The sequence below is a fragment of the Oleiphilus messinensis genome (assembly GCF_002162375.1).
GTDB classification, from domain to species: Bacteria; Pseudomonadota; Gammaproteobacteria; order Pseudomonadales; family Oleiphilaceae; genus Oleiphilus; species Oleiphilus messinensis.
This window is the reverse complement of the sequence record NZ_CP021425.1, coordinates 3,151,346-3,173,942: the sequence shown is the minus strand read 5'-3', so window position 1 is coordinate 3,173,942 and position 22,597 is coordinate 3,151,346. Positions and strand designations below refer to the sequence as shown.

19 protein-coding genes are annotated in these 22,597 nt (G+C 49.7%); 5 read left to right on the top strand and 14 right to left on the bottom strand.

The features are described from left to right. Positions 1-67: 67 nt before the first annotated feature. The 8 genes from OLMES_RS13780 to OLMES_RS13745 form a co-directional block, all read right to left on the bottom strand. A complete protein-coding gene (locus tag OLMES_RS13780) occupies positions 68-400 on the bottom strand; it encodes a YnfA family protein (protein ID WP_040133149.1) in 333 nt (110 codons plus the stop codon). Positions 401-519: 119 nt separating this feature from the next. Further along, on the bottom strand, positions 520-1,041 hold the full coding sequence (locus OLMES_RS28310) for a hypothetical protein (RefSeq protein ID WP_232465336.1): 522 nt from the start codon (positions 1,039-1,041) through the stop codon (positions 520-522). Between the two features lie 68 nt (positions 1,042-1,109). Beyond that, positions 1,110-4,043, bottom strand: coding sequence for a Tn3 family transposase (locus OLMES_RS13770; RefSeq protein ID WP_087461799.1), 2,934 nt, complete (start codon positions 4,041-4,043; stop codon positions 1,110-1,112). 201 nt (positions 4,044-4,244) lie between these two features. After that, on the bottom strand, positions 4,245-4,613 hold the full coding sequence (locus OLMES_RS13765; protein WP_087461798.1) for a DUF4158 domain-containing protein: 369 nt from the start codon (positions 4,611-4,613) through the stop codon (positions 4,245-4,247). 120 nt (positions 4,614-4,733) lie between these two features. Beyond that, positions 4,734-6,131 (bottom strand): efflux transporter outer membrane subunit, encoded by a 1,398-nt coding sequence (locus tag OLMES_RS13760; protein WP_087461797.1) that lies wholly within the window; start codon positions 6,129-6,131, stop codon positions 4,734-4,736. Next, the gene (locus OLMES_RS13755; protein WP_087461796.1) at positions 6,124-8,955 is read right to left on the bottom strand and encodes an efflux RND transporter permease subunit; all 2,832 of its coding nucleotides are present in this window, start codon (positions 8,953-8,955) and stop codon (positions 6,124-6,126) included. The genes OLMES_RS13760 and OLMES_RS13755 overlap by 8 nt, the downstream gene beginning before the upstream one ends. Beyond that, on the bottom strand, positions 8,924-11,977 hold the full coding sequence (locus tag OLMES_RS13750; RefSeq protein ID WP_087461795.1) for an efflux RND transporter permease subunit: 3,054 nt from the start codon (positions 11,975-11,977) through the stop codon (positions 8,924-8,926). The genes OLMES_RS13755 and OLMES_RS13750 overlap by 32 nt, the downstream gene beginning before the upstream one ends. Further along, complete coding sequence (locus OLMES_RS13745; protein ID WP_157678301.1) at positions 11,974-13,023, bottom strand: efflux RND transporter periplasmic adaptor subunit; 1,050 nt, start codon at positions 13,021-13,023, stop codon at positions 11,974-11,976. The genes OLMES_RS13750 and OLMES_RS13745 overlap by 4 nt, the downstream gene beginning before the upstream one ends. Between OLMES_RS13745 and OLMES_RS13740 the strand changes: the two genes are divergently transcribed. Both OLMES_RS13740 and OLMES_RS13735 read left to right on the top strand, forming a co-directional pair. Beyond that, positions 13,022-13,708, top strand: a complete 687-nt coding sequence (locus OLMES_RS13740; protein WP_087461793.1) for a TetR/AcrR family transcriptional regulator — start codon at positions 13,022-13,024, stop codon at positions 13,706-13,708. The two genes, OLMES_RS13745 and OLMES_RS13740, sit on opposite strands and share 2 nt — an antisense overlap. A gap of 63 nt (positions 13,709-13,771) precedes the next feature. Further along, the gene (locus OLMES_RS13735; protein WP_087461792.1) at positions 13,772-13,963 is read left to right on the top strand and encodes a YnfA family protein; all 192 of its coding nucleotides are present in this window, start codon (positions 13,772-13,774) and stop codon (positions 13,961-13,963) included. Positions 13,964-14,052: 89 nt separating this feature from the next. Here OLMES_RS13735 and OLMES_RS13730 read toward each other — a convergent pair whose 3' ends face one another. After that, entirely contained in the window at positions 14,053-15,075 is a 1,023-nt protein-coding gene (locus OLMES_RS13730) for a tyrosine-type recombinase/integrase (RefSeq protein ID WP_087461791.1), read from the bottom strand. 214 nt (positions 15,076-15,289) lie between these two features. On the opposite strand from OLMES_RS13730, the gene OLMES_RS13725 reads away from it, so the two are divergent. Together OLMES_RS13725 and OLMES_RS13720 are read left to right on the top strand one after the other, a co-directional pair. After that, positions 15,290-16,372 carry a DNA-binding protein gene (locus OLMES_RS13725; RefSeq protein WP_087461790.1) on the top strand — a complete coding sequence of 361 codons (1,083 nt, stop codon included), beginning with the start codon at positions 15,290-15,292 and terminating at the stop codon, positions 16,370-16,372. A gap of 215 nt (positions 16,373-16,587) precedes the next feature. Continuing rightward, positions 16,588-17,334 (top strand): substrate-binding periplasmic protein, encoded by a 747-nt coding sequence (locus OLMES_RS13720; RefSeq protein WP_087461789.1) that lies wholly within the window; start codon positions 16,588-16,590, stop codon positions 17,332-17,334. A 69-nt stretch (positions 17,335-17,403) separates the two neighbouring features. On the opposite strand, the gene OLMES_RS13715 is transcribed toward OLMES_RS13720, so the two are convergent. Beyond that, a complete protein-coding gene (locus OLMES_RS13715) occupies positions 17,404-18,696 on the bottom strand; it encodes an IS4 family transposase (RefSeq protein ID WP_087459477.1) in 1,293 nt (430 codons plus the stop codon). A gap of 166 nt (positions 18,697-18,862) precedes the next feature. Between OLMES_RS13715 and OLMES_RS13710 the strand changes: the two genes are divergently transcribed. Further along, positions 18,863-19,525 carry a substrate-binding periplasmic protein gene (locus tag OLMES_RS13710; RefSeq protein ID WP_087461788.1) on the top strand — a complete coding sequence of 221 codons (663 nt, stop codon included), beginning with the start codon at positions 18,863-18,865 and terminating at the stop codon, positions 19,523-19,525. A gap of 437 nt (positions 19,526-19,962) precedes the next feature. Here OLMES_RS13710 and fghA read toward each other — a convergent pair whose 3' ends face one another. Genes fghA through OLMES_RS13685 form a run of 4 tightly spaced genes read right to left on the bottom strand, consistent with a single transcriptional unit; the run spans position 19,963 to position 22,576 of the window. Beyond that, positions 19,963-20,793, bottom strand: a complete 831-nt coding sequence (gene fghA, locus OLMES_RS13700; RefSeq protein ID WP_087461786.1) for an S-formylglutathione hydrolase — start codon at positions 20,791-20,793, stop codon at positions 19,963-19,965. A 42-nt stretch (positions 20,794-20,835) separates the two neighbouring features. Continuing rightward, a complete protein-coding gene (locus OLMES_RS13695; protein WP_332454940.1) occupies positions 20,836-21,120 on the bottom strand; it encodes a DUF3422 family protein in 285 nt (94 codons plus the stop codon). Then, positions 21,035-21,424, bottom strand: a complete 390-nt coding sequence (locus OLMES_RS13690) for a VOC family protein (protein WP_332454939.1) — start codon at positions 21,422-21,424, stop codon at positions 21,035-21,037. Before OLMES_RS13690 ends, OLMES_RS13695 begins: the two co-directional genes overlap by 86 nt. Positions 21,425-21,466: 42 nt before the next feature. Then, positions 21,467-22,576, bottom strand: coding sequence for an S-(hydroxymethyl)glutathione dehydrogenase/class III alcohol dehydrogenase (locus OLMES_RS13685; protein ID WP_087461785.1), 1,110 nt, complete (start codon positions 22,574-22,576; stop codon positions 21,467-21,469). Positions 22,577-22,597 lie beyond the last annotated feature (21 nt).

Genomic DNA, 22,597 nt, shown 5'->3' with positions numbered 1-22,597 from the left:
TAAAAGCGTTGGATTTAGCCACTTTGAGCATAAGCGGCTGATATTATTCAACATTATGGCGCCTTGCCTAACCGGCCGTTGGCTGTATAACGATGATGGTAACCCCTACCAATGCGACCAAAGCCCCCGCGATGTCCCAACGGGTGAGCGCCACTCCGTCAACAATACGCAACCAGAGGAGAGCAACGCCCAGATATATGCCCGCATAGGCAGCATAAGTGCGACCTGCCGCCGTTGGGTGAAGCGTCAACAGCCACGCAAATAACGCCAGCGAAAGCGCAGCAGGAATTAACAACCATACCGACTTGTTCTGTTTCAGTACCAGCCACGGCAGATAACAACCTACAATTTCGGCAACCGCAGTAATTACAAATATTGTGAAAATTGACAGCAGATTCATTGGCAAAAGATCCTTGATGTGAAGAAGCACAGAAGCTTCAAGTGGAAGAACCGACAAATTTGATGAGCTACGACGATTCCACCATTAAGCTGCCGGGCGCTCAAAATACATCCATCCGGCTACAGCGAACTTTGGAGCTGTTTAAATTGACCTTGGATCACGGCTTTTTCCTGAAGAATGACTTTATTCTCGTCGATCAGAAGCGCCGCTTTATCCTGGGTGGTTTTCAATTCGGTTTTTGTGGTCTCCAGTGTTTGGGATAAGACGGCCACTTGCTTATCAACATCAGCTTTCTGAGTGGTGAGCACGGCCATGTTTTGCGCCAAATGATCATTTTGATGCTGGTATTCCCGGCACTTTGCCACGGCTTCTTCAAGCTCGTGTTTCAGGTTCTGGACATCTTCTATCTTTCCCTTCACGTCGCTATTTAGCGCCCCATTGGCCCGTTTTAATTCATCGGCATGTCGTTGTAACTGCACATTGGCGTCAAACAGCTCTGACGCTCTCGACTCAGCCTGGGCGAGCCGGTGTTGCAGATCCTGGATCTGATCGTTCAGCCCCTGGTTAACTGAACGGAATTGTTCGCGCTCCTGCTGGCGGTCTTCGGCAGTACGCTGCTGGTAATGGACCAGCGGGCGCATTTGAACGAAAACCTACGGTTTTGATTTCCACGGCCACCTCGTAACCGTAGGTTTGCGCCCAACTACAACTACTCCTTCCCCTCATCCTCGATAAAGTAAGTCCCGTTGGGCAACACGTGTTTATACGGCAACAAGGAGATATGGGATAAGGTCTCATCATCAATCGCTTCTCCCTGCTGCCTGAGTTGCTCAACAATGTCGTTTATTTTGATGGTGTTCCAATACAAAATGGCGTTGGATACAAAACTGAGGCTGCTGGCCTTGTTCATGATTTCTTCGTAGTCACCGGTAGTGAATTCGCCTTGGTCAGCAAAGAAGATCCAGCGTGGCAGCTTATGCCGGTATTCGCCTTTATTCAGTTGCCGCTGGACGGTACGGCGCAGCTCCGGATCGGTGAGGTATCGCAAGATATATTCGGTTTTGATGATACGCCCAAGATGGGTGAACGCTTTGGTCAGGCGATCCGAGGGCGAGCCATTGGTTAACCGTTGCACGATGACATGTGCCGGAGCAGTTTTCTGCTTAAGCGAAATGGCCACCCGCATCATGTATTCCCACTGTTCCTCGATGATCGCCAAATCGGCCGTTCTGGTGAGTAACTGGTTGAGGTCACCATAATCAGCGGTCTTATCAACCCGATACAACTGTTGGTCCTTCAGATCCCGTATTCTGGGCATGAAGTAGAACCCGAGCAGATAGCACAGGGCAAAGACGATTTCAGTGTAGCCATGCGTATCGGTGGTATGCTCCCGGATTTTAAGAATGGTATTGTTTTCCAGCAGCCCGTCGAGCACGTACAAGGCTTCCCGTGGGCTACAGGAAATCACCTTGGTACTGAATACCGAATACTGATCGGATACATGCGTGTAGATGCCGATGGCCTTCTCATAGTAACCGTAATAGCGCGGATAGTAAGAGGCTAACAGGCTGTCAGCGCGAATTTTAAAACGTTGGGCGTCGGATGAAGATAAGGTACCGGTGCCATGCATGGCGCTCAATGGCAGTAGATGGTGTTGATTGACGATTTCAGCGCTGGCGTTAATCAAGGTTTCTTCCCGGATATAGTATTGCAGGATATGCCGTAACATATCCACGGTAACCCCTTTGACGCTGGCACTCATGGAAACCACGCCTAAATTGGTGGCTTGCGAGATAATGGCGGCAATCAGACTCTTATAAAACGCTTTCGGGCGCGATTGATGGTGTTGGATAGGCACAAAATGGCGACTGTAATGGGTCATTTGATCCACTTCCATCAACAGCTGCTCGATGCGGATGGTTGGCATATGGGCGTCGATGACTTTTTGTAGCTGAGAGACTTTATCCGGTACATCCAGCTTGTCGTCGCGCTTCAATTTTAATCGGCCATTATGTATTTCGGCAAAGTTATCCAGACCAAAACGCTTTTGGGCTTCGGATACGGCTTCGTGGAACTGAGAAGAGATGGCCGAGCGGATTTGGTGCGGGAATGGTTGTTGGAGTTCGGTATAGACCGTGTGTCGGGTTTCATCCCAGTTCGGTTCGTTGAGTGTGAGATCCCAGAAGGACACGTGCTGCTTGCTCTGCGGCAAATACAGGTCTCCGGAACGCAAAGCGTCTTTCATCGCCAATGCCAACCCCATTTCCCACACATTGCGATTGATATTCCCGGATGAATCCTTCAAGCTGCGCCGTAATTCGCGTGGAATAAACGCAATCGGTGCATTCTCGGGCAGCCTCTTTATTTCGCCGGCGTCCAACTGACGAACCAGTCGAATGGCCCGCAATAAGGCGCCCGATCCTTTCGCAACGTCAAAAGGCAACCGGATAAAATCAGCAAAATACTTACGCAAGCTGGGATAACGGGTCAGCAATAAATCGCAGTACCCACGTTCTTCCAGTCGTTTAAAGATATACAAATCGTCAATGGATGCACGCAACTGCTTTTCGTCGATGCGTTGCCATAAATCTTGCTTATAGAGCGGTTGTTCATCCGGCCATTCCAACAGTACATGAGTCGTATCGAGTACCGCGTCGATCGCTTTCTTTTGCCGTTTACGAAATTCTTTGTGCTTTTTGTCGTGGCTGTTTTTGGTCTGCCGGCACAGTTCCGTCATGTACTGATCGTGCATTTTGACCAAGTGATCCAGCAACAGTTTGCGCGACTCCAATAGAAAACACACCATCAAGGCATAGCGTTTATGATCCTTGAACCGCTTCATATCGTGGGCGCTGTAGCGTTTGGTCAAACGGTACAAATAGTGAAGAAAAGCATTATCAATGATCTTTTCTTCGAACGCGTTAATCCCGGTGGCCACTAGATTTTCGTAACGTTCCAAATAGCGTTTCAGCGATGAGATTTTGGCGCCCGGCGGATATTCCTTCAATTGGTTGAAATAGGTCCGTTGATTGCCGCCGGCGGTTTGCAACAGATCATCGATCGCGGCGCGCAGTTCCGGCGACATCTGTTCGAAGACCTGCTCATAGAGCTGGGCATGGACCTGATTACAAACACGAATAATCTGCCGCTCTATCGTGGTGGGGCCAGGCAGTACAATGCGTTTCAGCAACAGATGCCGTTCCGCCCGGTGAAAGAGTTCGTCCGGCAACAGTCCCTGACGGGCATGCTCTTCGATCCAGCGATCAAGCGCCGCTTCGGCCTTCTCGTCGAACCGCTTAAAACCCAAATATTGAAGGATATTATTCCGGTGCTCGAGTAAGGTGGCCTCCCGCTCGGGTACTGCCACCGTCAACGTGGGCGGCAATTCCAACTGATTGCTCAGGTAGCTGATGACCCTGGGCGAGAGGTCATTGAGCTGGTTCAGAAACCGACCATACAGGCGCATGGCGCAAAGTTGAATGGCGAGACCTAAGCGATACTGTTTGCGGTACCGGTTGACCATTTGGCCATCCCGGCGGCTCAGCGTCCAGTCACGTACCATCTCTTCATCGGAAAATCGCTGGGGTAATGTTAAAGGTTGATAGCGCTGCTGATTCGTCAGGAATTGCTCATTGGCTGTCATGGTCGCCTTCCTCGGGTTTGGGTACGCCAACAGCTCCTATGGCGTTGTTTTTATTGTTTTTTCTTTTGGCGGATGCAAAAATGGGTATCTCTACAAAAGCGGGGCCAGATTCCCACAAAACCCTGTTACCCGCTGAGTCATTGAGAATTTGCTCTTCGTTTTTCTGAGAATATAGCTTTTAACTCTTCATTCAGAACTATATCAATAAAAACAGGCAATTAGGCTATATCGCGGGAAATCTGGCCCCGCTTCTGTAGAGAGACCTCGAGATAGGCTTCCTTTGAACTGGGTGGCAACCGCATCGCTGTAATAGGTTGCAATGATATACTGAACATCGCTGCTGACCTCGTCGAATGAGAAGTTGAAGAACTGCTGTTTGGCCTTGAAATAACCCAATTGAAGAATAAAGTGGATGCGGGTCCGGGTATTGCGAAACTGCTCAAGTGCGGCGAGTTCTGCCGGGCTTAATGAAAAATACAGGCACTGTTCATGGGCATTGAATTCAGGGCGAGCATATAGCTCTTCGACTTCCGTGCTGGATAACAGCTGAATATGTTTGATGTTTTCCATAGCGAGTGCCGATTCAATGCAGCCCGATCGTCAGCCACATTTAAATTCCATTCATTTATTGTTGAGGCTTGTGGTTGTTGATTAAGTTCAAAGGGTGAACCAATTACATCCCAGGGACGATTAATAGTCACCACCCAGGGCACGAAAAAGACTAATGGCCGCTAGCAATCGATCACGCTTGATTTCGACAAGGGCTAGCTCCGCGTTAAAAAGGTTTCTCTCGGCATCCAGCACTTCCAAGTAGCTTGAGTATCCCCCTTCGAAGCGTTCGCGCGCCAAATGAGTCGATTTTTTTAGCGCAGTGACTTGAATATGTTTTGATTGTAAACGCTCGTCGGTGCGTTGGACTTGTTCTAACGCATCCCAAACTTCTCGAAAGGCATTTTGAACAACGCGCCCATAGGATAGATAGGCCTGACGTTGTCGTGACTCGGCTTGTGCGATAAGTGCCTCGGTGCGACCGAAATCCACCAGTGGCGAAAGCAAGGAACCTCCTAACTGCCAATTTGCGGCATTACTGGAAAACAAATCACCTACTTGGGCGCTTTGTAAACCGATAAGCCCCGCAAATGAAATGGTCGGCAAATAGGCAGAACGGGCGACACCGATCTCGGCATTAGCCGCTTTTAAGAGTTGTTCAGCGGCTTTTATATCTGGCCTCCTCACAATCAACGCCGCAGGTGTCCCTGCAGGAAATGTTGCAGGTGCCTCGAGAGATTCGATTGAACTGTAAGTTGTAAGCGAATCTTGCTTCATTGCGTGAGGTGGTTTTCCCAATAGAACAGCAATTGCATGGATCTGAATGGTTTGTCGAAGACGTAAAGCGGGCAACTCTGCCTGTGCCGCCGCCAGCTCCGCTTCCGCCTGCCGCAGTGCCAACTCATCAATATCGCCACCTTGAAAGCGGGCCCGTTGCAACTGAACTGATTCACGTCGCGTGGCTATGGTGTTTTCGGCTATATCTATCTGATGATTCAGCGCGAGTAAATTGATATAGCCGGTCGCCACCTCTGAGATAATAGCCAGGCGCACCGTCTCGTGATTAGCAGCGCTGGCCAGCAGCCTATATTGTGCAGCCTCGCTGGCATTTGCCTGTCGTCCCCAAATATCAAACTCATAGGTCAGTAGACCGCCAACTCGAAAGTCTGTAAAGGGTTTAGCCTGATTGGGCCCAAAACCCGCTGCTTCTTCGCTCGGCCCTTGACGAGTGCCGCTGCCTTCGATACTCAGCATTGGGTAACGTTCCGCTTCTTGACCCAAGAGAAACGCGCGAGCCTCGGTGACGCGAGCAGCTGCGATCTGAAGGTCGAGGTTAGCGTCAAGGGATTCTTGCACCAACTTCGCGAGAGCCGGATCGCCAAACCTCTGCCACCATTGTTCGGCTCGAGTTTCGTGATCATCCAGCCTGGGATCGTTCCACTGTTCAGGCAGCGGTACCTGCGGTTGTTCATATTCGGGCGCGAACGAACAACCGCCGATCAGCAAGCCGGTTATTGTCAGCAAAATGAGTCTACTCATCGGAGGGTTCCTTGTATGGTGTTGTTGCGGAGAGTGATTTTTCACGCCGACGATCAGTGAATTGACCAATCATGCAAAGAAACAGCGGAATGAAGAATGTCGCAATGAACGTGGCTGCCAGCATGCCACCGATAACGCCTGTACCGATGGCATGGCGGCTGGCCGAACCTGCCCCGGAACTGATGGCCAGAGGGACGGCCCCAAGCGTAAAGGCAAGAGAGGTCATAACGATCGGACGAAACCGCAGGCGCGCCGCTGCAATCGCCGCATCAACAAGGGATAACCCCTCGCGCCGATGGAGCATGGCAAATTCAACGATCAGAATCGCGTTTTTGGCGGATAGACCGATTAGCGTAATAAGACCTATCTGGAAATAGAGATCATTGTCCAATCCTCGCAACCAGGTTGCTAAGATAGCGCCGAATACAGCAAATGGAACTGCGGTGACGACCACCAGAGGTAACGACCAGCGTTCATACTGCGCCGCCAGGATTAGAAAAACCATGACGATGCCGAACAAAAATGCAAAAGCGGCAGTACCAGCAGCCACCTTCTCCTGGTAAGCCGAGCCGACCCAGCCTAGTGAATAATCTTCGCCGAGAACCTCGTCCGCGATAGTCTCAAGCGCTGCAAGGGCCTGGCCGGAGCTGTAACCCGGTGCCGGTTCGCCCATGATTTTAGCCGCGGGAAAAATGTTGAAACGCTCCACGATATCAGGGCCAATAATGCGTTTCACCGTTACAAGCGAATCCAAAGGCACTAAATGTCCGCTCTCAGACTGGACAAAAACGTGGCGCAAGTCTTCGGGGGAGCGTCTAAAATCAGCTTCCGATTGCAGATTGACGCGGTAGTTACGGCCAAACAGGGTAAAGTCATTGACGTAAAGGCTACCGAAGGTGCTTTGCATAGTTGCAAATACTTGATCGATTGGCACTTTCAGTGCTCGTGCCTTTTCCCGGTCAAGGGTGATGAAATACTGTGGTGTGTTAACGGAAAAGGTAGTGCGCACGCGTGTCAACTCGGGTCTTTTGTTCGCTTCGGCCACTAGTCGGCTGGCAGTGCTAAACAGCACGTCAAGGCTTTCGCCGCTACGACTCTGAAGATAACCCTCGAAACCGCCGGTTGTACTGATGCCGGTAATTGGCGGTGGATTGAATGCAAAGACCATCGCTTCGCGAATATCGCCACCCAACATCATAAATCGACTTACCAACAGGCGGGCATCCTCCGCGGGTTCGGTACGCTCAGACCAATCTTTCAACGGCACAAACGACATGCCACTATTAGACTTTTGAGATCGACTTAGAATATCAAAGCCGGCGAAAGTCACCGTAGAGTGAACGGTAGGCTCATCTCTAAGCTTTTCTGACATCTGACGTGTGACTTGCTCGGTACGGTTGAGTGCCGTTGCGGGCGGCAGCTGGTAGACCATGACTACATAGCCTTGATCTTCAGGAGGTACCAGACTGCTGGGCACGCGTTCGAATAAATCGAATGTGATAGCCATTAGGCCGGTAAACACTAGCAAACCCAGTCCGATACGACGCAGTATAAAGCGCACACCGCCAACGTAGCCTGCTGTAAGGACGGTGAAGGCGCGATTGAACCAGCGAAAAGGCAGGGTAGGTTCGCCATGTGTGGGCTTGAGCAGCAGCGCACACAATGCCGGCGTCAGCGTGAGCGCAACAATACCGGAAAGTATTACCGATACTGCGATGGTCACTGCGAATTGCTTGTACATTTCCCCCGTAAGTCCACCAAGAAACGCAACGGGGATGAAAACCGAAGAGAGCACGAAAACAATGGCGATCACCGGGCCGGAGACTTCTTCCATGGCTTGGATAGCCGCCTCCCTGGGCGGCAATCCTTCTTCGCTCATGTGACGTTCGACGTTCTCGATAACAATGATGGCGTCATCGACCACGATGCCAATGGCTAGTACCAGACCGAACAAGGTCAGCAAGTTGATCGAAAAGCCGAGTAAATACATGCCGGCAAAGGTACCGATAATCGAAACAGGAATGGCCAGCACTGGAATAATGGTGGCACGGATGTTTTGGAGAAACAGGAAAACCACCAGCACGACAAGCATAGTGGCCTCAACAAAGGTCTTGATAACTTCGTTGATCGAAACCTCTACAAATTTGGTGGTGTCGAACGGGACGTCGTAATTGAGTCCCTCGGGAAAACGTTGCGCCAACTCCTCCATTTTGTCTCTGACGGCGGCTGCTGTTGCAAGGGCGTTGGCACCAGGTTGTAAATAGATCCCGATGGGCACGGCCGGTTCCCCATTGGCCGTTGCGGTGAAAGCATAGTCCTGAGCACCCAGCTCCACACGAGCCACGTCCTTGAGTCGCAAGACTCCCCCCTCAGCGTTAGAGCGAAGGATGATGTCTTCGAATTCGCTGGGCTGGACCATCCGGCTGCGGGTTGAAACACTGTAGGTAAAGGCCAGGTTGTCTGGCATGGGTTCCTGGCCGAATTGACCGGCGGCGAACTGCGCATTCTGGTTGCGAATTGCTTCGGCGACTTCACTGGGAGTAAGCCGATATGCGGCGAGCATATCCGGTCGCAGCCAGACACGCATGGCATAGTCTTTGGCGCCGAACAGGGAAGCGCTGCCGACGCCTGGTATGCGCTTAAGCTCGTCAATCACATTGATCAGCGTATAGTTGCTGATGAAGATTGAATCATAGTGTTCGCCGGGCGATGACATGGTCACGACCTGGAGGATACTGTTTGATCGCTTCTCGACCTTGACTCCTTGACGACGAACCTCCTCGCATACGCGCTTATCTACTGTCCAACCGGAATGCCAACGCATAAAGCGCGGGCACGAACAAAAGCGTAATGGCGGTGCCCACAACGACGCCACCAATCAAAACGTACGCCATCGGCCCCCAGAAAATATCGGTCGTCAAAGGAATGAACGCGAGCGCGGCAGCCAAAGCAGTTAACACCACCGGTCTTGCGCGCCTGACAGCTGCCTCGACTACCGCGTCTGATAGCAGCATGCCGTCATTAAGGTTATCGCTGACCTGTTGGGTTAGAATTAAAGTATTGCGCATTAATATGCCCGCCAATCCGATCAGCCCAAGCAAGGCGACAAATCCGAAAGGCTGTTTGAAAACCAGCAGTGCCAAAACGGCGCCAATGACGCCTAAAGGGGCTGTTGCCAGCACTATCAAGACACCAGTAAAACTTCGCATTTGCAGCATCACGCAAGTTACCATCAAGGCAATCATTAGCGGGAAAACTTTATTTATAGAGTCCTCTGCTTCTTGTGAACGTTCCAGACTACCAGCTATATCAATCCTGTAACCATCAGGGAGCGCTACACGAATTGATTCCAGATCCGCCCACAATGCTTTGGTGACATCTTGTGGTTGCGCATGCTTTACTTCCCCTCGAACCGCCAGAAATAGCTCCCGGTTGTGGCGTCGAATCATGGCATCTTCGTAAGCCAGTTTCACCTCACCCAGATGCGCAAGCGGTATCTTTTGACCCTCTTCATTCCGGAGTTCATAAATAGGAGGCTCATTTTGGGCTGGTTTGGCGCCTTGGCCACGAACGTAGACATCGACAGTTCTAATGTCTTGCCTGACCTCAGTGATAGGAACGCCTTCTTGTCGGTATTGTATTTGTTGAGCAACCGAGTTTGGTGTCAATCCCATTAGTCGTAGCCGCTGCTCATCCATTTCAAGTTTCAACGTCGGTACACGCTGATCCCACTCCAAGTGCGGATTGACAACATGAGGGTTTTGGGACATAACCTCCCTAACCTGGTGAGCCACTTTCCTTAAGGTTGCGGGGTCTGGCCCGACAATACGGAAGCTGACAGGCCAGTCAACTGGCGGCCCGAATAACAGGCGCCTAATACGAATACGCGCCTCGGCAAAAGCGCCATTGGCAACATGTTGCTCTAATGCACCAATAATTCGGTCACGTTCGACCGGTCCCGTCGCTGTTACGATAATTTTAGCAAACGAAGAGTCCGGATGCTCGGGATTGACTGAGATGAAAAAGCGTGGCGCGCCACCACCGACATAACTGGCATAGTTTTCAATACCACCCATGGAATCCAATAGCTCCTCAAGGCGCTTGACGGTCGCATCAGTTGTGATGATCGATGTACCGGGCGGTAGATTCACATCAATCAATATTTCGGGCCGATCGGAGCCTGGGAAAAACTGTTTTTCCACCGGCCCCGCCATGCCCGCGATGCCTAATACCAACATTGCAAAGGTAATAAAGACCACGGTTCGCCGATGGCGAACGCACCACGTAATCAAAGCCCGTAGATGCTCGTATACCTGGGATGATTTGTAATGATCGTCCATATGGTTGTCGGCTTTCTGCTTGGGTGCACGCAAAAATTTTACGCCCAAATAAGGGGTGAAGGTAACGGCCACCAACCAACTGATAATGAGCGAAAAAGCCAAAACCCAAAAAATATTACCGGCGTATTCGCCTACCCCAGACTTGGCAAATCCAATCGGAACAAAACCGAACATGGTGACCAGCGTGCCAAAAAGCATGGGCGAGGCTGTCGCATTCCAGGCATGAGTGGCGGCACTTACTTTACTCCAACCTTCTTCCAGTTTTACCAACATCATTTCGATCGCAATGATGGCATCATCAACCAATAAACCCAACGCGATGATTAATGCTCCCAAGGTAATGCGATCCAGATTGACATCGGCGGCTTTCATCGCTACAAACGTCAGCCCTAGGGTAATCGGAACCGCGACGCCGACAATAAGACCGGCGCGCAGTCCTAATGCTAAAAATCCAATCCCCATCACCACGATAACGGCCACCAGAAACTTCACCTGGAACAGATTAACTGCCGCTTTAATGGCATCCGCCTGATTGGTGATTTGAACCAGTTCCATACCCAAGGGTAGCTCAGCTCGCGTTTTTCTTAGAAAAGCATCAAGGCGTTCACCAAACACCAACCCGTTTTCACCTTTGTTCATGACAACGCCGACAAGCATTGCATCTTCACCATTGACTCGAGCTAAATATGATGGTGGTTCCTCGTAACCTTGGGTAATGGCTGCAATATCCCCCAGTCGGATTATATGCTCACCAGTACGGATAGGGACTTGTGCCAAGCGCCGAGGATCAGACAGATCTGCATCGAGCCGAAACCGTAAGCGTGGCCCAGTCGTGTCGATCTGACCGGCTGGGATCAACGTATTGTAAGCTCTTATCGCGTCGAACACGGCTTGGGATGTGATACCGCTGTTAGTCATAACAACATTGTTTAAATCTACATAGACTCTCTCCTCGCGCTCTCCGATCAAATCGGCTTTGCGGGCACCGGAAATGAGTTGTAATTCATCCCGGAGCCGTTCGGCGTAACGTGTTAGTTTTCGCATCGGAAGGCCGGGCGCAGAAAGGCTGAAAAGGCTGAAATACACATCGGAAAAGTCATCATTGACGATCGGTCCTATAACCCCTTCAGGCAGATGGGAAGACAGATCCAACATGCGCTTTCTAACCTGAAACTGTAGTTCCGGCATTTTTTCCTGTGGCGTATAACTATGAAACTGGACCTGGATATCTGCCCGACCAGCCTTAACGGTTGTCTTGATTTCGTCAAGATACTCAACTTTTTGAATGTTTTTCTCAATTGGATGCACCACTTGCTGTTCGATCTCTGCAGGCGTGGCGCCAGGCCAAACTGCGGACACCACTAACATTTGCAGTGTAATGGAAGGGTCTTCCGCGCGCCCCAGGGTGGCAAAGGCATAGACGCCTACGAAAATGGACAAAACCAGGAAATAAAGTGTGACTGACCTCTCACGTACAGCAATCGCCGATAGGTTAGGAAAGCTCATTGCGGATACTCCTTAACAGGCATCCCCGATACGAGCAAATGAGTACCCAAGGCTATAACTCGATCACCAGTCTTAAGGCCTTGCCCATGAATTTGAGCTGAGATAGGCGTAACCCCAACCACCACAATGGCCTGAGGCTGCGCCTGCCGATCGACGATTTTCCAGACCCGGGTACCTTCGCCTCGCTCATCCAATGCCGCCAGCGGTACTGAAAAAACCTTTACAGGAGAATCAGCGACCGTCACGTTGACCCTTACCAACATACCCAACTTTAAATCGCTTTCAGAGGACTCAATCTGATAACGTACGCGCCAGGTTCTACTGTGTTCATTAGCGGCGCCAGCGGTTTCACGCAGCTTTAGTGGTATACGAACATCATCGATATGTGCCAGCGCTTCGGTCGGCGGAAGAACGCTCCGGGGTAAAAACACTTCGACCTCTAACTCACGGGTATCGGCCAACATCCCCAGGGGTTGTCCAGCCGTTACCACTTGCCCTGGCATGCCCGTGACATCCGCCAGAATACCTTGCCTTGTAGCCTTTAGGGATGTATGTTGAAGAGCAATCTCGGCTTGCCGAAGCTTAGCCTGGGCAACCTCTTTTTGCGCTTGCGCGGCACGTTTAGACAACAAGGACGCTTCAAATATACGCTGACTGATACTGTTCTGCTCGATCAAGCGGCTGTCCCGCGCTAGGTTGGCTTCCGCGTGTATCAATTCAGCTTCAGCAACTGCCAATTGGGCCTTGGCAGCCTCCAGGTTTTGCTCAAAGTCCTTTGCGTCCAATGAAAACAATGTTTCGCCCGCTTCAACGAATTGACCGGCGTCCACATGCCGCTTCAAAATCCGGCCACTTACTTGAAAGGCTATCGGAACTTCGGTACGCGCTTGTACAGTGCCTGAAAACCCTTGCGGCATGGTCGGGGAATGCTCTGACAAAGCCACGGTGTATACTGGATGCGGTCTGTTCACCCCAGTATCCAACTGAGAGGATTCCTGACAGCCATACAGGGCTGCGGACAAGGTAAGAAAGAGAGCCAGACGCATGAAGAGTAAAACCTCAACAATTAATGAACGAAAGCGTACAGATAACATGTTAGACTCCGATAAGCAAGTCGCCCAGCCTGGGCGACCCATTGATAAGGATAAAGACCAGGCTATCCTGGAAGCAGCAAGGGAACTACTGTTTGGCGAGGGTCCGCACGCAGTCACAATGGAAGCGGTGGCCAAGCTGGCAGGTGTGTCAAAAGTGACGCTTTATTCCCGGCACAGCAATCGCAACGAATTAATAGCGGCCGTCATGCGCCGGCAAGCGGAAAGCTTTGCAGAAACGATCACCCTCATCCCAGGGGTAAAGCCAAATGCGAACAAATCGTTGCTTGATTTCAGCTTGGCTATTCTCAATTTCCTGGTTGACCCAAAGCATTTGCAATTTATGCGGGCACTCAACGCCGCGCATGGCACTGAACTGGATTTGCAGTTCTTTTATCTCCAGGGTCCCCAAAAAACGGTGGAACGGCTCAGTCAGTGGTTAACTGCGCTTGCACAAGCCGGTGAAATTGAGTGCGAAGATTCGATACGCTCAGCAGAGGTATTTCTCGGTATGTTGATGCGTTTGGATCTGGTGCGCGGGCTTTATGGCATTCCCATCGATAACTCTCTAGAAAATCTGACTGCACACGCCGAATTCGTGGTGAAGACCTTTCTTAAACTACATGAAAGCACCGAATAAGGTTGAACATTCTGTACGCACCTAGGTACCTAGGCGCAGAGCGAAATAGGTAACATATAAAAGTTGCTCACCTGGCTTTTGTCTCTGTACCCGACAGCTGGAGGTCGCATTTACGCGACTTATGGCGTTATTTATGTGTCGATCGTCCTGTTGTGGTTGTGGGGTGCGGATGAGATTCTTCCGCATTTGTGGGATTTTGTTGTCGTGGTGATAATGCTAATGGGTATGGGCATTGTTATGTTTTCACCGCGATAATGAGCATTTGTTTCTGAATCAGTTGTTTTTAATGCTTTAAGACTGTGGAGCGGATCCTCTGGATGGATTACATTGGCAGCAGAGGAAAGTTACATCAAATCAGACTCGATCGAGAGCAAGGAAGCCATTTTTTCCATCAATATGACTGTCGCATTGTCGGATAGCTGTTGGCCTTCCTCGATGTACTCCCAGACCGTGGCGTCGCTCTTCCAGCCCCCTTGCTTCTTGATCAACTCAAAGTCGACTTTCTCCCGTCCTGCAGACGTGGAGAGGCCCCGCCGAAAACTGTGGCTACTCAGCTCAGGGACAAAGTCAAACTGGCAGGCACCACCCAAGGTTTTGAGCAAATCATTGATGGCCCCAGGATTAAGCTGCTTGGTTTGAATCTGATCCCAGCGATTGACTGGCCGGAACAGCGAACCAGTCACTATATCAGCGATATCCATCCATTGCCTTATTGCGCTGCCTGGGCAACAGACCGGATTCTTTGCAAAAGGCAGGGCTCGCGCCAAACCGGTGGCTTGCTGATCGGTCTTGGAACGGGGCAACCGAATGATCAAACCCGCCGGCTCCCACACCAGGTCGTTGATTTGTATTGCGACCAGTTCACTGCGACGAAAGGCCCCGAAAAATCCCGTTAGCACCAGCGCGATATCCCGATACTTCTTCATGCTATCTGGTAGTTTCTGGAGATGCTTCACCATCTGCGCGATGTGCTCCAGCCGCAGGGCCTTGGCTTTGCGCTTGGGTTGACCATGGGTGCGGCGGATGCCATCCATGGTCTTACGCACCAGAGGATCGCGAACGGGATCATGCAGCCCCTGATAATGATGCCACTGACTGATCGCCGTCAGGTGCAGATCCAGGGTTCTGGGATTAAGTAGTTCGGCTCTGGCCAGTAGGTAGCGAACGATCGTATCTCGATCCGTAGGCAGTCGGCCGCCCCATTTTTCAAATTGGCGAATGGCAGATCGATAAGCCTTACGTGTGTTGTCGGAGGTGGCCGCCTGTAGATAGTAACGCAGTGCTTCGGATTCCTGATGGGCAATCTGGCCTGATTCCTCATTACGTAATGATAAGTCAGTGGTCAATTTGGGCGGTTTGCTGTGCATGAATCGAATTCCTATCGCAGTCGCTCAAAAGGCGGCTATGTACCGGCGTTACGAACAGAATATTTTAGACAAAACATTATAACCAACGATAATAAGCATTATCATGGGTTATATAATGTAGTTTTGTAGTGGATATATTTGTAATAAATAAGATAATATTACGTAATACGAAATATTACACTGCAAAGATTTACAATAGTAGAGATTGACAAAAATGGCTCGAATCGGTGTAACCTTTGATGATATTGCGCAGGCTGCAGATCTGATCGAAACCCAGGGCGAGAAACCAACAGTGGATCGGGTCAGGGAAGTGCTCGGGACCGGTAGCAAAAGCACTATCGCACCGCTGTTGAAACGTTGGCATGCCGAGAAAGCGAACATCCCGGATGTGAGCGAGATTCCAAAACCGCTATTGGATGCGCTTAAAACCGTATACCAACAAACACATGACCTGGCGACAGCCCGCGTGGATGAAGCTCAACTGGTATTCGATGAAAAGCAGAAAGCTGCGAACAACGCAGTGGTTATGGCGCAGCAAGAACTTGCCACTCATCGAGATGAAATCATAAAACTGAAAGCGGAGATAAGTTCGTTAACCACTGAAAACAACCAGCTTAAAGAGCAGCAGCAAGAAGATCAGATCCTGATTACAAAGCTGGAAACGGAGAAAGCCGCAGCACTGAATCAAACTTTAGCGCTTAACACTCGAATCAAAGAATACAAATCTGAAATTCATGATATTCGGTCATCAGTCGAACACTATCAGGAGCGGGTTGTACAAGAACGGGAATATGAACGAGAGCAGCACCGAATAAATCTCCAGCACTACCGGGATCAAACCGAAGCCGCATTGAACAGCGCTTCGACGTTGCAACAACAAGTTTCAACCCTGGATTGTCAGTTAACCGATAAACGCACAGCAATGGCAGAACTCACTGAAGAGCTGAATGGCTGCCAAAAAGCACATCTTGCCTGTCAGTCAGAATTAAATTGTGAGACTCAATCGCTCAACTATCTCAGAGCGCAATACGAGATGCTTGAAACCCGGCATTCAGATATAGAAAACGAGCGAGAAGAGCTTAAACAGGCTTATAACACGCTAAAAGCCGAACATGCTGAAAAGGTAATCAAACTAGATCTACTTCAACAGGCAAACAACGTATTAACCCTAGATCTGCAGGAACATAAATCGGCCAGTGATGCGATGAGGGCGGATTTATCGGAGCTAAACATAATCAAGGCGAGGCTGGAAGCGATCGTAGAAGAGCGAAGTACTAATCGCAGCATTCGCCGTTGATGGTTTTATTTGCAAGCGCAGTTAATGGCTAAGATTTATGAGATTTAATGATGCCAGAGGGCTAATCCCTAATATTAGGCATGTTGCAGGAGGTGAATAGGGGAGGCGGAATCCAATCGGCGTATTGGAAAATTGGGAATTATCCGCACAGCTAACTAAACTCTTCAATTAAGTGTAGCCCCCATAAATATTGGAATAGCAAGAGGTATTGAACGATGGCTAAATACAATATATACATTTCATCCCTGCTTTTTATATTTTTTTGCGGAGCTCTCAACGCTAAGGATGTACGGCTATCTTCAATCGATTACCCACCGTTTTACGGTAAAAATTTAGAAAATAATGGTCCTTTGATCGAACTCATCTCTGAGTCATTTAAAAACTCAGGCTATCAAACAAAAATCATCTTCGCGCCCTGGAAAAGAGGGATGATAATGGCCGAAGAGGGAAAAGAATCAGACGGTGTAGTTGGCGCTTGGCATAGCAATGAGCGAGAAAACAACTTTATCTATTCAGACCCAATATTTCCTAATAGGCTTGGTTTCTTCAAACACAAAAACAATGACGTCAAATTTAAGAGTTATGCGGACTTGGTAAAAAGTGAATATACACTTGGTACGGTTAGAGGCTATATTATGCCCAGCGGACTGGAAGAGTCTGGAATCAGAATTGAATTGGTTCGCAGTGATATTCAAAACTTTAAAAAACTTGCAACACGACGAATTGATTTGGTCGTTGTAGATCAGGCCTACGCACAGTACGTACTAAAAAATATTCCTGATGTCGAAAGCAAAATCGAGTGGATGGAGCCAGCCCTTGAAGAGAAGCAACAATATTTAATCATCTCTAGAAAAGCAATCAATGCACAGCAAAAAATAGATGATTTCAATCAAGGTTTAAAAATACTACGCCAAACTGGCAAGTTTTCTAATATCATGGAAAAGCATGGCTTGGTCAAGTAGCACGGGTTAGCTCTGATGGTACGTTTTTTATTCACATTGCTGCTGTTCATAGGTAGAACATTAAGCCACCTAACAGAGCTGTAGACCCAAACTGAATTTACCCGAATCACAGTCTCTTTTGGGGTGAGCACGTCCAGCATAACGCCCAAGAAAGTTAATCAATTTGCGCGCATTGAGCTTAGTTGCTTTTCGGTCAACGCGCATGATGCCGAGCATCGTATCGCAAAAAGTCACTGTGCAGCACATCGCAGCTTTTCGAGTGGATAGCACTTTGCCGAGTATGCGTTGTGCGCTGTGGCAAATAAAACGCTTCATGAGTGCCGCCGTAATCGCCGCCCAGATTAGCCCGGTTGCTATTGATTCCTTGCCGGTATCAAAGCACCGTAGATTGGCATAGGATTTCCACTCTTTGAATAACAACTCGATTTGCCAGCGAAGCCGGTAAGCCTCACTCACCTCGTCCAGAGAAAACTGCTCTTGAGGAAGGTTGGTTATCAGCCAGGAGAATTTCTTTTCCCGCTTGATCCAACAAGCAACCAATCTTGCGGTGATTGTGTGCTTTCCTTTTTTCCAGGAAACAATTAATTCCGTACGTTGTCGCTTGAACAGCTTGCCTTGCACTGTTTTCAGCGGCTTTCCCTTCACGTGCTTCAGCATTTTTCCATCTTCTCGATAAGCAGCCTCGACGACTGGATTAATGTTGTTCTTACACCGCGCGATATAAAACCCTCCAGTATCCTGCAAGTTCTGAAACCACTCCAGATCGAAGTACCCCCGGTCAAGCAGCAACAAACACCCGGATAGCGTTTGGGGCTCAGGGAGGTAGTCCCGCTCGCTGGCGGTATCGGGGGTCAACGAGATAGAACAGGGCTGATCTGCTAGAAGATCCATGGTCACTTGAAGTTCAACAGCGGCAGGGCTGATGGTTTTGAAACGACCAGGAAACGATTTCTTCAACGAGTCCTTCACAGCAAACGAGCTGCCATCCTGAATCAGAATCTGTTTGAACTGATGAAAAGAGTGGCCTTCTGGAAAAGCCAGAGAGGGTTGCAACCAATCTGTGAGGAGTGATGACAGTACTTCGCGCATAAACTCAGGAAACTCGGGCTTCGAAAATTGATTGTGAAAGGCCCGATAAGAGATATTGCTCTCCGACCACTCGCAGTACCGCCGCTGAATGTCTGCCACACTTTCTATGGTGCTCGAGGCCATCACTGCAACCAGGCATGTGACTAGATTAAAAGGCGTAATTCGTCTCTGCCGCACACAGAAATCTTCTTGTTTAGCGATTTCAGTAATTTTTTCTGGGTTGAGGGAATGGGTGAGTTTTTCAAGAAATGTGGTAAATTTACGCTGATTCATTCTGCTTTAGGGTCGGTAGTGTGTTTGACGACTAACAATCTACCTTATTGCAGGATGAATCCATATTAATATCATCAAGTTACCCTGCTTTTTTGCTTAATGTTCTACCTATGTGCTGCTGTTAGGGTCAAATTCGCTGTACGCAAACGAAGTGGTTCTGACATCAATGAATTACCCGCCTTTTTACGGCGAAAAAATGGAGGACAAAGGCCCATTAATAGAAATCATCGTCCGAGCGCTAGAAAGTCAGGGGTACAAAACTCGCATTTTATTCTCGCCCTGGAAAAGAGCGATGTTATATGCCAAGGAAGGAAAGGTGGCTGATGGGATGGTTGGAGTCTGGTATAACGATGATCGGGCTGAAGATTTTATCTACTCCGCCCCCATATTTCCAAATCGATCCGGCTTCTATAAACATAAGGAGCAGAATATTGTGTACACGGATTACCAAGACTTGGTTAAACAGGGATATCGACTTGGATCCGTGATAGGTTATATCCATCCAAAAGGTCTCGAAGAGTCAGGCATTCAAATAGAGTGGGTACCAAATGATATCCAGAACCTTAAAAAGCTTGCCCTCAAACGAGTTGACTTGGTGGTGGTTGATCGAGAATACGCCCGGTATGTACTCAAGGGTCTTCCTGATATTGCATCACGTATAGAATGGATGGATCCTGTATTAATCGAAGCACAACAACATCTGATTATTTCCAGAAAAACCAAGAATGCCCATGTGATCATAGACGCTTTTAATACAGGGCTTGAGTTACTCAGACAAACCGGTAATTTTGACGAAATCATTCAGAAGCATGGTTTAAAACCACAATAAAATGGATGACATTCCCCTTTGGGCTCTCTGTACACACCAGCTTTCGCGAGTTTTTCAACCTCATTCATATCATTCACAATTACGGTAACCTTTTTCCGGCCTTTTATTAGTGGTCATACCTTATCTGATATTTTAGCCACCCATCGGGTTGCGAATTCATTAACCGGGTAAAACAGTTGGATCAGTTCTTCACCTTGTTCAGTCAAGCGGCTCTGTGACTTTGCTTGGACGCACCGGTTACAACTTCGGGGCGGGGATAACAGGGGACGCGTTGTGCCTCGGCAGAAGTGGTGCCGAACGCCAGTGACGATTTGCCTGAGACTGAGACGCCAGAAAATACCACCAGGGCATCTCTTGGAATATCGACGTTCCTGCGTCAATAATCACCACCCGATGTCTCTTGTTGATCTGCTTGCTCATGGCTGGATTACTCCTGTTCACTGGCTCAGTGCAAATGCATGATGAGCGAGATGTTCGCCGATGAAGCTGGCGATAAAGTAGTAGCTATGGTCATAGCCCGTGCGCATGTTCAGGGTAAGCGGGTGATGCGCGGCCTCGCAGGCCTGAGTCAGTAGCTCAGGTTTGAGCTGCTTATCGAGAAATTCGTCTCTGGTTCCCTGATCCACAAGGAGGGGCAGGCGCTCCTCTGCCGTAGCGATCAATTCCAGCGTGCCATACTGTTTCCAAGTTTCTCGATCACTGCCGAGATAGGACTCAAAGGCTTTTTGACCCCATGGCACCTGCGTGGGAGCCACGATAGGGGAAAAGGCGGAAACGCTGCGGTAACGTCCTGGATTTCGCAGAGCTATAACCATTGCGCCATGCCCTCCCATAGAGTGGCCGCTAATGCTGCGTTCCTGTGTAACAGGCAAGTGTGCTTCGATCAGATCGGGCAATTCCTGCACAACGTAATCATACATCTGATAGTTAGCTGCCCAGGGTTTCTGTGTCGCATTGACATAAAAGCCCGCTCCTTGACCAAGGTCATAGAGATGGTTGTCGGCAACTTTTTCGCCACGAGGGCTGGTATCCGGCGCAACGATAGCGATGCCGTGTTCGGACGCGTACCGTTGTACACCCGATTTGGTGATGACATTCTGCTCGGTACAGGTAAGCCCGGAAAGCCAGTACAAAACGGGCACTCGGCCCTTTTCTGCCTGAGGTGGCAAATAGACTGCGACATTCATAGTGCAGCCGAGGGTTGTTGACTCGTGCTGATAGATTTCCTGCCATCCACCAAAACACGCGTGATGTTCGATGCGTTCCATGATATTCTCCTATATGAAACCCGATCATCAGAAATCCAGCATTCACGAATTTCTGGTCAGGTGCTTTTCTCTGTAGCGGTGTCGGAATGAGCGCGCCTGATACTGCGTACTTTCAACCAGATCCCCACCATTACCACTGGAACCATTACTGCGGTTACAGGTGCAATGAAGTCGTGAACGAGGGGGGACACCTTTCAATAAATAACTCAGCAAACAGGAAACTGCAGCAACGGAAAGGCCCTCAACAGTTTGCTGCAGGCGCAATTGCAACTTGGCGCGTTTGTCCATTGAGGCGAGCAGATCCCTGTTCTGTCGTTCCAGCTCCACATCTATCCAGGACCTGAGTAGCGAGACCCGCAGCATGAAAGGCGTCCACATCGGCAGTTGTGGCAGCAGCGAAGCCTACCGTCACACCATTGCCAGACGGAGCCTCACCATTACCCGGTCGAGCAATGATGAAAGCGGGTTTATCGCGGCCATGGAGCACCCAGTCGTTACTGAAAGGACCAAGGTTGCTGATGTTGATAGCGCCCAAGGCTGCATCATAAAACTTGGCGGATTGCTGAAGGTCCTCAGCGCCGATAAACACGTGAGAGAACAGACCGTCGCCAGAGATAACGGGATTAGTCATGGTTACTATATGTTGTTGAATAAAGCGAAGGTGATGGATCGGTTAGTAATGGATAACCGTGCGAATCGATTTGCCTTCATGCATCAAATCGAAGGCTTCATTGATGTCGTCGAGTCCCATGGTGTGAGTGACAAACGGGGCAAGATCAATTCCTCCCTTCATGGAGTCCTCCACCATCCCGGGGAGCTGAGTCCGCCCTTTTACACCGCCAAAAGCAGAGCCTTTCCAGGTTCGACCGGTAACCAACTGGAAGGGACGAGTTGAGATTTCTTTCCCTGCACCCGCGACACCGATCACGATTGACTGACCCCAGCCGCGATGAGCTGATTCCAGTGCCGAACGCATTACATTGACGTTACCAATACACTCGAAGGTGTGATCCACACCCCAGCCCGTCATTTCAATGAGGACCTCATGAATAGGTTTCTCGAATTCAGTAGGGTTAAGGCAGTCAGTAGCGCCGAAGCTGCGTGCCAAATCGAATTTGTCCGGATTGATATCAATCGCAAAAATCCGCCCGGCTTTGGCTTGTCGAGCACCTTGGATAGCCGCGAGGCCGATGCCTCCCAGCCCAAATACCGCGACAGAGTCGCCTTCCTGAACTTTTGCCGTGTTGTGAACCGCACCAATACCGGTGGTCACACCACAGCCCAGCAAGCAGACATGCTCGGGGTTTGCATCCGGGTTGATTTTTGCAAGGGACACATCAGCAACGACGGTGTACTCGCTGAAGGTGGAGCAACCCATGTAGTGATAGATGGGCTCGCCGTTGTATGAAAAGCGGGTGGTGCCGTCCGGCATCAGGCCCTTACCTTGAGTTTCCCGTACCGCGACACAGAGGTTGGTCTTGCCGGATTTGCAGAACAGGCATTCGCCGCATTCAGCGGTGTAGAGAGGGATAACGTGATCACCGGGTTTTACGCTAGTGACGCCTTCACCAACCTCTACAACAATACCTGCACCCTCATGACCCAAAACCGCTGGGAAAATGCCTTCAGGGTCATCCCCTGACAGGGTGAAAGCGTCGGTATGGCAAACCCCGGTATGTGTAATTTTGACTAGCACCTCGCCTTTACGCGGTGGTTCAACGTCAATTTCTACGATTTGAAGAGGTTTACCTGGTTCAAAGGCAACAGCTGCACGTGATTTCATGATATTGTTTCCTTGTGTGGG

Bases quoted from the DNA above. Each gene is read 5' to 3' on its own strand.
- OLMES_RS13745 (WP_157678301.1), bottom strand. From the start codon at position 13,023: ATGCGTCTGGCTCTCTTTCTTACCTTGTCCGCAGCCCTGTATGGCTGT.
- OLMES_RS13690 (WP_332454939.1), bottom strand. From the start codon at position 21,424: ATGACTAATCCCGTTATCTCTGGCGACGGTCTGTTCTCTCACGTGTTT.
- OLMES_RS13760 (WP_087461797.1), bottom strand. From the start codon at position 6,131: ATGAGTAGACTCATTTTGCTGACAATAACCGGCTTGCTGATCGGCGGT.
- OLMES_RS13730 (WP_087461791.1), bottom strand. From the start codon at position 15,075: ATGCACAGCAAACCGCCCAAATTGACCACTGACTTATCATTACGTAAT.
- OLMES_RS13755 (WP_087461796.1), bottom strand. From the start codon at position 8,955: ATGCGTTGGCATTCCGGTTGGACAGTAGATAAGCGCGTATGCGAGGAG.
- fghA (WP_087461786.1), bottom strand. From the start codon at position 20,793: ATGGAACGCATCGAACATCACGCGTGTTTTGGTGGATGGCAGGAAATC.
- OLMES_RS13765 (WP_087461798.1), bottom strand. From the start codon at position 4,613: ATGGAAAACATCAAACATATTCAGCTGTTATCCAGCACGGAAGTCGAA.
- OLMES_RS13715 (WP_087459477.1), bottom strand. From the start codon at position 18,696: ATGAATCAGCGTAAATTTACCACATTTCTTGAAAAACTCACCCATTCC.
- OLMES_RS13770 (WP_087461799.1), bottom strand. From the start codon at position 4,043: ATGACAGCCAATGAGCAATTCCTGACGAATCAGCAGCGCTATCAACCT.
- OLMES_RS13710 (WP_087461788.1), top strand. From the start codon at position 18,863: ATGAATTACCCGCCTTTTTACGGCGAAAAAATGGAGGACAAAGGCCCA.
- OLMES_RS13720 (WP_087461789.1), top strand. From the start codon at position 16,588: ATGGCTAAATACAATATATACATTTCATCCCTGCTTTTTATATTTTTT.
- OLMES_RS13780 (WP_040133149.1), bottom strand. From the start codon at position 400: ATGAATCTGCTGTCAATTTTCACAATATTTGTAATTACTGCGGTTGCC.
- OLMES_RS13740 (WP_087461793.1), top strand. From the start codon at position 13,022: ATGAAGAGTAAAACCTCAACAATTAATGAACGAAAGCGTACAGATAAC.
- OLMES_RS28310 (WP_232465336.1), bottom strand. From the start codon at position 1,041: ATGCGCCCGCTGGTCCATTACCAGCAGCGTACTGCCGAAGACCGCCAG.
- OLMES_RS13750 (WP_087461795.1), bottom strand. From the start codon at position 11,977: ATGAGCTTTCCTAACCTATCGGCGATTGCTGTACGTGAGAGGTCAGTC.
- OLMES_RS13725 (WP_087461790.1), top strand. From the start codon at position 15,290: ATGGCTCGAATCGGTGTAACCTTTGATGATATTGCGCAGGCTGCAGAT.
- OLMES_RS13685 (WP_087461785.1), bottom strand. From the start codon at position 22,576: ATGAAATCACGTGCAGCTGTTGCCTTTGAACCAGGTAAACCTCTTCAA.